We start from the raw sequence: 9,029 nt of genomic DNA, 5'->3' as shown, positions 1-9,029 counted from the left end.
GGTACTTTTCCAACAATTTGGACCCCTTTATCAGCAAGGCCCATAAACCACACTATCACAATGGTAGCGATAATGGCGATCACTGGACCAATCTTTACCATAAGATCGGCCGTTTTTGGACCTAGTTTTAATTTGAGCAACATGGGTTTTAATCCTTTTCTCACCCAAAATAAAAATATAAGTGACCCTATTCCTATGGCTGCAGTAGTCCAATGAATCGATAAAATACTATGCCATAAGGAAATGACGATGTCTAAAAAACTTTCTCCATGCGCATTAATGCCCAATACCGGCCCTAATTGACCTGCGGCAATTTGTAAACCTGAAGCGGTAATGAAACCGGCAATAACAGGGTGACTTAAGAAATTTGCCAAAAAACCGAGCTTCAGAAAGCCCATTGCCATTAGCAGTAATCCTGAAACCATTGCCAAAGCGATGGCAGCACCATAATATTCAGGGCTTCCTTGTGAAGCGAGCTGTCCTGCCGCGGCAGCGGTCATCAAACTGGCCACGGCTACCGGGCCTACGGCAAGGGCACGGGAAGTCCCAAAAATAGCGTAAAGCACCAATGGCGCCATCGAGGCATATAAACCAATCTCTGGAGGTAATCCGGCCAACAGGGCATAGGCCAAAGACTGAGGGATTAACATCATTGTAACGATCAGCGCAACAATTAAATCATTGGCCAAAGTCTTTTTATTGTATTTAGGGGCCCATTCCAAAATCGGAAGGTATGATTTGAATACTTTGGATGCCCGATTCTTTAAATTAGATTTCTCCATGGTTTGATGTTTGATTTACTTTATTCAATTAAGGCTACAAGTCGCAATTAAGAACGCATTGGGTTTTATTATCCACTTAAAAGTTAATCTTGTTTCGTTTCAATACCTGGATCCATCCACCCCATTAATAACTTATAGCCCAGGGACATCACAATGGCACCCGTAAAAAGCCCTATGAAGCCCGACAAAATAAAACCTCCTATCACACCAATAAAAATGACAAGCGTGGGAACCGGGGATCCTTTACCGAGCAATATTGGTTTGAGAAAATTATCGCTCAAACCTGCGAAGACCAGTAATATGGTCCAAATAATTGCAGCGGTAGTACCTTTAACGGCAAACAAATAAACAATGATGGGAACGGTCACGAAAAGCAAGGGTAATTGAAGCATTCCTAAGACAAATACCACTAACACCCATATTCCGGTATAAGGGATTCCTGCCAAAAAGAATAATATTCCATGTAAAACAGCAACAATAAAAGCTACGCCAATCACCCCTTTAACAACACTATTAACCGTCTTCATGGTTAAATCGGCAAATTCGTCACCCCTGTCTCCTGCCAATTTCCGGAAAAATTTACGAATTACTTCACCAGCTCCTCCATAAACTAAAATGATGGCAGCAATGATAAACGATACCAAAATTTGAATAATGGCTCCGGCTGTACTTAAGGCTCCCTCAATCAACTTTTTACCAATATCTCTTAATTGGTCATTATACTTCTCTAAAGTTTGTTCCAAATTTATTGACGCACTTTGCCATAAATCATAAACTTTTTCTCCTATAACAGGCCAGTCTTTAATATTTTCTGGAGGCGCTGGCAGGGTAAAACCATCTATATCAAAATTCATTTTGAGTTCCTTAACTTCACCAACAAGAGTATCAATCAACAACCAGGAAGGAATAAAGATGATGCATATGGTACTAAAAACAATCAAAAATGAGGCGAGTTTTGGTTTCCCACCCAGCTTAAGGGATAATTTTTTATGTAGTGGATAAAGTGCCATAGCAAGTATCAGACTCCAGAGTAAGATGCTTGTAAAGGGATATAAAATCATGAGACACCAGACAATGACTAGCAGCAGGAACAGCAAACGTATTACCGTGTCGTAAACTGAATTATTCGGAGGTTGAAGCTTCATATTTAAGAGAGTTATATTATTTTAATCCATTTTAGAAAAGCACACTAATTTAATCTTTACTCGCTAAGGGGTTTTGCGTCTTTTGCAAAAATCCTAGCCGCAATTAGCGCAACAACGAGCGCTATTGGCACCACCAAAACAATCATCACAAAAACACCCGGGTCTGGGTTTACAATACTGAAATAGGCCACGAAAACGGCAGCAATGTTTCTTGTGCACATGCCCAATGCCATGCCGCTGCGTTGCGTTTTCTTTAATCCGAACGGAATTTTATACGCTAAAAACGTTAGGATTCCCAAAAACAAAACCTGGGCGCCTACGGCATAACTTCCAATGGCGCTCAGCATTTCTTCCCAATACAACCAAAAGGTCATTACTGCCGTGATGAGCAAGAAAAGGGTGCCTATCTTTTTTACAATCGGGCCGATTTTATTGGCAAACGCCTCTTTTTTTACTTTGATAATAAAGCCAACTATAAGCGGTAAAAGTACCATAATTAAGAGGGGTTTTGCAAGCCCCCAAATGCTAACTGTTAAGCCTTTTATGAGGAAGGGAACCAAGAGCGGCAAGAAAATTACTGTGCCAATGGTGGCTACCAAAATAAAAGCACCCGCGGCCGACATATCTCCACGGGCTTTAGTAACCATGAGTGGAAAAAATGGTGCGGTTGGCGCCAAGCTGATCAACAACAAGCCCGCTGCATGTGGAGCTGAGAGCGGAATAATTTGTGTTATTCCCCACGCCAAAGCCGGACCAACAATCCATCCCCACACCAAAATAAGCATGATAAAACGCGGATTTTTCAAGGTCACTATTGCTTCGTCCTTATTTATCTCCAACCCCATGGCGGCAAGGTTGGATACAGTAAAGATCATTACTACAATCTTATAAATCGACTCAATATCCATGATACTTATTTTAATAAGAATTAATCCGGGTTGCTAGAAAACAAGTGGGTTTGCGCTAATGAGAGCATTCCGCCTGAAACATTTTTAGCATCAAAACCATGCTGTGCGAGCATGCGTGTTGCATAGTAGGCGCGTTGGCCAGAGCGACAAATCACGTGGATGGTTTTGTCCTTTGGAAGCTCGTTTAAACGGCCGCGTAATTCGCCAAGTGAAATATTTACTGCGCCATCTACACGTTCAACAGCCAATTCAAATCCTTCGCGCACATCGAGCATAAAGCCTTTTTTGGCTTCAGGCCAATGGCTGATCGGCATATCACCAGCCAACACATCTGCTGCAACAAAACCAGCAAAGTTTATCGGGTCTTTGGCGCTACCGAACTGCGGTGCGTAACACAACTCTGCTTCTTGTAAATCGTAAATCGTGGCACCCATTTGCAGGTAAGCTGCAAACACGCTAATGCGCTTATCTACCCCATCTAAACCGAGGGCTTGTGCGCCCAACAGTTTTCCATCGCTCTTGCGGAAAATCACTTTCATGGCAATGGGCTTGGCGCCCGGGTAATACCCGGCATGCGAATTTGGGTAGAGGTAAACTTTCTCGTAATCTTTCTCCTCCAAGCGAGCCAGTGTTTTTTCACTGATGCCCGTCCAAGCCACGGTGCCGTCAAAAAAGCCAATAACAGATGTGCCTTGCGTACCGCGATACGAAGCTTTTCGACCGGCAATAATATCTGCTGCAATGCGCCCTTGGCGGTTTGCAGGGCCAGCCAATGCGATTAGGGTTTGCTCTTTGGTCATGAAATCGGTTACCTCAACCACATCGCCCACGGCAAAAATGTTGGGATCACTTGTGCGCATGTTTTCGTCTACCACAATGCCGCCTCGTTTGCCAATTTCAATTCCTGCCAATTTTGCAAGCGTTGTATCAGGGCGCACGCCAATGGCGAGAATCACCACATCGGCAACATAGTTTTTACCACTGTTGGTTTGCACTTCCAAATGGCCGTCTTCGGTTTTCGCAAAACCTGTAGCGCCATCATTCAATACAATGTTCAATCCGTTTTTACGCAAATACGCTTCGGCCGGACGGGCCATTTCTTCGTCTATTGGTAATAAGATCTGTTCTCCGCGCTGCAACAGCGTTACTTCAAACCCGCGGTGAATAAGGTTCTCTGCCGTTTCAATGCCGATAAATCCCCCACCAACAACAACAGCGCGCGTTTTTGGGCGCAAGGTTTGAAAGCCCGAATAGCGGTGCATACCACTCATGAAGGGATTTCCTTTTTCAATCCACTCTACAATGCTGCGTGCATCGGGCACGGTGCGCACATGAAAAATGCCAGGTAAATCTATGCCAGGGAACGGTGGACGAACAGATTGGGCACCTGGACTCAATACCAAATAATCGTAGTTCTCGGTGTATTCTTCTCCCGTTAGCACATTTTTGAGCACTACTTCTTTTTTATCGGCAAGCACATTAATGGCCTCGCAATTGGTGCGGGCATCCACGTTAAACTGTTTGATAAAAGTTTGCTCATTCGCCACCAACAAATGGCTTTCTTCTTTGATAACGCCCCCAACATGGTAGGGCAGGCCACAATTCGCATAAGATACATAAGGTCCTTTTTCTACCATGACTATCTCAGCCTTCTCGTCCAATCTTCGAAGTCGGGCGGCACATGATGCCCCGCCTGCTACACCGCCAATAATAATTATTTTCAAAATTTGATTATTTAAGTTAGAATATTTATTTAAAAATTGAATCCCAGCCTAATAACGGGTCCGGAAGTATCTACGTCATACAAAAACCGATCTTGTCCGCTACCGGATTCATAATCCAGGCTAATAATCCTATAACCTCCTGTGACTTCAAATAACTTCGAAAATCTGTAACCTGCATAAGCCTGTATTTGCCAGGCTAAATCAGATCCAATACCAAATCCCCCGATTTCTCCACGAAATTGGTAATTAAATTTTTTCACATTATTACTTTTTATTCGTGCTATAATCATGGGATCAAACCAGGTTTTCGTTTTTGATGCACTATTAGTTGTCGTACCTCCACCAACTGTCGGCAAGGTGAGTTCCAGATCCGAACTAATTGAATTAATCAACCCTCCCAATCCTACTTCTAGCCATGGTGTAACCCTGCGTAAACCCATTAATTCCCATCCGGTTTGTTTAGCTGCCAATTCACCACTGGCTGAAACCACAGAACCATTTATTAACTCTCTGGATCTCACTTTTTGTGTCCCGAGTTTCATGTAAAGGACGTCTGAACCTACTGCCCATGTGCCATTTGATGCTTCTAAGTTTATCATAAAGCCCATTTTTAGCTTCCCAAAAATATCATTGGTGCTGGCGTCTATAGTAGCATTTGGTAAATTCCTTACCCCCACATCTCCTTTCATATTGGGAAATAAAATATAGGGTTCTACTAGAAATGACCATTTTTTTTCTGATGAAGCTGAAGTTTCATTTTCCTGAGCCAGTAAATTTCCAGTCAGGATTATAGAAAGCACTAGTCCCAGGAAGATGCTTTTAGAAGGGGTTGCTTTTGGTGTCATAAGTTATTTGTTTTAGGAATTTTCATTAATTTAAGGTCAACTTTATAGGTCCATGGCAGGCCGGCATTTTTCCAGCCATTTTTCATTCTTTTGCCATGATTGGCATTTTCAGGATCGTTTACTAGGTCTCCTTCAAAACCATCTGTAATGTTATAAGTGTTTTTATATCCCAGAGTTTCCAGTAAATTAACAGCTAAGGCACTGCGCCCCCCTGACCTGCAAGTGACTAAAATAATATCCTCTGGCTTATATACTTCTTTGATTTGCTTTGGAAAGTCCTTATTCATTTTGTAGGTAAAATACTTCTTTTCATCATCCCATTCATAGGTTTGTAAAAAAGCCGGAATATTACAAGCCATTTCTGCATGCCCTATATTGATATATTCATCCAGAGTTCGTACATCCAGAACCTTAACCCTCTCGGGGCTTTCTTTCCACATAGCATAGGCTTCTTCTGATGTAACATATAGGCCCAGTTTCGTTTGTTTTTCTTTAGGTAAATTCATATCGATATCTTGTCCATGGACGGTGTTTAGTGTTAAAAAGATTACATAAAATAAAGCAACAATTTTTGACATAATATTTGTAGGATTTTAAATTATCCAACTCTGCCAGCACCTGAAAGTGTATCTGCCGCTTGCGGAAGTTTTAATGTAGTTCTTTTTTTTCCATTATTCTTCCAATAATTCTCTTTTTGTTTTCTTCATCTATGAAGAATCAGATTCCTTTTCCTTTTAATGTAATTTTTCGCAATCCTTGAGTTATCCCCACTAACTTTGCAAGTACAAGAAGGTCCAGTATTGTTTTTTTTTATAATGGATTTATGATTTCCATAGTATATTGTATATAAATTTACGACAGATAGGCACGAGTTAAAATACCTATTAATAGGTATTTTTAATGAATTCTGGAAAGGATAAATATTTTATTAAACGCTGATTAACAATAAATTAGAAGTTAAAAAATAGTTATTTTGGTCAACGGTAAATTTTAGCAAAACATATTTTGAGTTAAATTTGAATCTGAGTCCTGAGCCCTGCCATAAATGCATTTTTAAACAATTCTCTAAACGGATTAATGTACTGTAAATCTGCTCCAAGATAAAGCCATGGAGTAAGGGAATAGTTATAGTATAATTCGAGACCGGACTCATTTTCAATAGATACTATTGGGTTAAAAGAATTCTCAAGGACATCACTTAAGTTGTAGTAAAAGTAGCCTACCCCAAAACTGTCTTGATGGCGACCAAAAAACAGGGCCTTTCCTCCCAGGCCTGCCACCAGAGACGCTCTTACGTAGTTAGGATTACCATCAGAAATTGCCGTCTTAAAAGAAAGTCCCCAGGCAGCATTTGGGAATTCACTGCTTTCCTGAAGGTTATGCTTAAATTGCACATTAATATTGAAGGCTCCTTTTTTAGTAGATGTATTGACAACACCATTTCCAATAGTCGAAAAATCTGTTCCTTCAGCCGTGGAATATATGCCGGTAATACCATAAGTAGTCTTACGTCCAGATATTTTAGTGACTTTAGACGCATTAATTGCCAAGTTTACTCCTGTTCTAAAAAGATCTCCGGGAAAATAATCATTAGTACGGTCCTTTGGATCAAATACGAAAACAGAGAGGTTAAGAGGCTTTAAATTAAAAGAGGCAATTGCTCCCATAAAAACTACAGGAACCAAGCCACTCGGTGGGGCAACGAGGACTATATTCATAAACCGATCTACCCCCCAACCCCCATAGAAAGGATCCGACGCATATATGTCAATAGGATTAAATTTACCTATGGAAATTCGGTGTCCATTTCCTATCCTCTGGGTATAGTTGATGGATGTAGCTACCAGCTGGTTAGGGGAATCAGAAGGCAAGAAAAGTGCCGTATTTACAGAAAAAAGCGTACCGCCCAGGTTGGTTTGTGCTGCACCATGTCTGTATTCTAAATGAAAATTAAAATTTCCACCCTTCCACAGTCCCATCTTATCCGTTTCTAATGCAATCAGTGCATTCACTTTTCCACCGTAACCAAAATTACTATTACCGGTTCCTGTTAGCAATCCCTGATAGGTTGAGCTATACCTTAAGTCAAAATTTACACCCCTGTCTTCAAGGAAGGAACGTGTCCCCCACCAATTACCGGTTAGATATTCTTGATTAAAAAAACCTTCACTTCCTGCGGTCCCGGATGTATCAACTTGTATTGCTGAAGATTTAGTTGCGCCGCTCTGGACGGAACCGAGCTGTCCAAATATCAGCGTTGGGTTCAGCAGCCCACATAGAACCGTAGTGCAGAATAATATCGTCCTTATAATATCGTTCCTTTTTTGTTTCATTTTAAAGGATTTACAAATAAAGAGTTATGCTACACATCGTTGCTTTTACTGAATTCTAAGGTGTTGTAAATCGATCTCATAAAAAACTACTTCTCCGTGTATTTTTTACTATTAGTAAACATTTCAACTCATTCATTGTGAACTTTCATAAGTGATTTTAATTCTTGTACTGTTCTTACATGAAAAATTCCCAAAAATCAATCCCCGGAAGAGGTGGCATTATAGAGACTGCTCCAGGAGAAAGCACCAATTTATCATATTTTTCTATAGTTAATTTACTAGTTTTAACGTCTTTTAAGGTCATCATTTTTTCTGGAGTGAAAATTTCTACAGCCTCACAATTGGTGCGCTCATCTTTATTGAACTGTGTCCTGAAAAGTTGCTCGGTAGCCACCAATAAGGTTATTTTTCTTTGGGTAAGCCCATAGGTATTAATTTTGTTTAAAGGCTTGTTTTTTTAATGTCTAAAAAGATTAAGCTCATCTGATCAGCATTAATCATTTTAATTTTTCTTAACAAAAGGCATCAGTTCCGGATCTATTTTGTACGTAAAAGGCAATCCAGAATTTTTCCAGCCATTTTTCATTCTATGCCCATGATAGGCACTTTCAGGATCGTTTACTAGGTCTCCTTCAAAACCATCAGTGATGTTATAGGTAAATTTATATCCCAGAGTTTCCAGCAAATTGACTGCCAATGCACTACGTCCCCCCGACCTGCAGGTGACTAAAATAATATCCTTCGGTTTATATACTTCTTTGACTTGCTTTGGAAAATCCTCATTCATTTTATAGTTAAAAATTTGTCTTTCAGCATCCCATTGCGTAGTTTGTAAAAAAGCCGGAATATTGCATGCCATTTCTGCATGCCCTATATTGATATATTCATCAAGGGTTCGCACATCCAGAACCTTTACCCTCTCGGGATTATCTTTCCACATAGCATAGGCTTCTTCTGAAGTGACATATAAGCCCAGCTCAGTTTGTTTTTCTTAAGGTAAATTCATATCGATATCTTGTCCATGGACAGTGTTTAGTGTTAAAAAGGTTACATAAAATAAAGCAACAATTTTTGACATAATATTTGTAGGATTTTAAATTATCCGACTCTGCCAGCACCTGAAAGTGGATCTGCTGCTTGTGGGAGTTTTAACATAGTTTTTTTATGCCATTCTTCTTCCAACAATTCTCTTGCGGCTTTTTCAATAATATCTGGTGCTGCCCATTCATGTACGTCAAAGTCATTTTTGATATAACCATGTTTTAGCATGAAATCTTTACCAATCTCAACAG

General features: G+C 40.3%; 10 protein-coding genes. All 10 read right to left on the bottom strand.

The features are described from left to right. Nucleotides 1-782 (bottom strand): SulP family inorganic anion transporter (locus WBM60_RS07145; RefSeq protein ID WP_424282912.1); only part of this gene is annotated, 782 nt, incomplete at its 3' end. 83 nt (nucleotides 783-865) lie between these two features. Further along, nucleotides 866-1,927 carry an AI-2E family transporter gene (locus tag WBM60_RS07140; protein ID WP_424258546.1) on the bottom strand — a complete coding sequence of 354 codons (1,062 nt, stop codon included), beginning with the start codon at nucleotides 1,925-1,927 and terminating at the stop codon, nucleotides 866-868. A 56-nt stretch (nucleotides 1,928-1,983) separates the two neighbouring features. Further along, nucleotides 1,984-2,835 carry a bile acid:sodium symporter family protein gene (locus WBM60_RS07135; protein ID WP_424258548.1) on the bottom strand — a complete coding sequence of 284 codons (852 nt, stop codon included), beginning with the start codon at nucleotides 2,833-2,835 and terminating at the stop codon, nucleotides 1,984-1,986. 20 nt (nucleotides 2,836-2,855) lie between these two features. Further along, nucleotides 2,856-4,559, bottom strand: coding sequence for an FAD-dependent oxidoreductase (locus tag WBM60_RS07130; RefSeq protein ID WP_424258550.1), 1,704 nt, complete (start codon nucleotides 4,557-4,559; stop codon nucleotides 2,856-2,858). A gap of 29 nt (nucleotides 4,560-4,588) precedes the next feature. Continuing rightward, on the bottom strand, nucleotides 4,589-5,404 hold the full coding sequence (locus WBM60_RS07125; RefSeq protein ID WP_424282911.1) for a hypothetical protein: 816 nt from the start codon (nucleotides 5,402-5,404) through the stop codon (nucleotides 4,589-4,591). Further along, entirely contained in the window at nucleotides 5,401-5,982 is a 582-nt protein-coding gene (locus tag WBM60_RS07120; RefSeq protein WP_424258554.1) for a rhodanese-like domain-containing protein, read from the bottom strand. Before WBM60_RS07120 ends, WBM60_RS07125 begins: the two co-directional genes overlap by 4 nt. Before the next feature lie 432 nt (nucleotides 5,983-6,414). Beyond that, entirely contained in the window at nucleotides 6,415-7,737 is a 1,323-nt protein-coding gene (locus tag WBM60_RS07115; protein ID WP_424258555.1) for a carbohydrate porin, read from the bottom strand. Nucleotides 7,738-7,912: 175 nt separating this feature from the next. Then, nucleotides 7,913-8,131 (bottom strand): hypothetical protein, encoded by a 219-nt coding sequence (locus WBM60_RS07110; RefSeq protein ID WP_424258557.1) that lies wholly within the window; start codon nucleotides 8,129-8,131, stop codon nucleotides 7,913-7,915. A gap of 108 nt (nucleotides 8,132-8,239) precedes the next feature. Then, entirely contained in the window at nucleotides 8,240-8,677 is a 438-nt protein-coding gene (locus tag WBM60_RS07105) for a rhodanese-like domain-containing protein (protein ID WP_424258559.1), read from the bottom strand. A gap of 158 nt (nucleotides 8,678-8,835) precedes the next feature. Then, a partial coding sequence (locus WBM60_RS07100) for a hypothetical protein (protein WP_424278200.1) occupies nucleotides 8,836-9,029 on the bottom strand: 194 nt, incomplete at its 5' end.

The organism is Eudoraea sp., assembly GCF_049669105.1.
In the GTDB taxonomy this organism is placed as follows: domain Bacteria; phylum Bacteroidota; class Bacteroidia; order Flavobacteriales; family Flavobacteriaceae; genus Eudoraea.
Note: the sequence above shows the minus strand (reverse complement) of the source record. Positions and strands in the feature narration are given on the sequence as shown.

What these genes read in the sequence shown, in the direction of transcription:
- WBM60_RS07140 (WP_424258546.1), bottom strand. Translation starts at nt 1,927, where the DNA reads ATGAAGCTTCAACCTCCGAATAATTCAGTTTACGACACGGTAATACGT.
- WBM60_RS07135 (WP_424258548.1), bottom strand. Translation starts at nt 2,835, where the DNA reads ATGGATATTGAGTCGATTTATAAGATTGTAGTAATGATCTTTACTGTA.
- WBM60_RS07125 (WP_424282911.1), bottom strand. Translation starts at nt 5,404, where the DNA reads ATGACACCAAAAGCAACCCCTTCTAAAAGCATCTTCCTGGGACTAGTG.
- WBM60_RS07120 (WP_424258554.1), bottom strand. Translation starts at nt 5,982, where the DNA reads ATGTCAAAAATTGTTGCTTTATTTTATGTAATCTTTTTAACACTAAAC.
- WBM60_RS07115 (WP_424258555.1), bottom strand. Translation starts at nt 7,737, where the DNA reads ATGAAACAAAAAAGGAACGATATTATAAGGACGATATTATTCTGCACT.
- WBM60_RS07105 (WP_424258559.1), bottom strand. Translation starts at nt 8,677, where the DNA reads ATGTGGAAAGATAATCCCGAGAGGGTAAAGGTTCTGGATGTGCGAACC.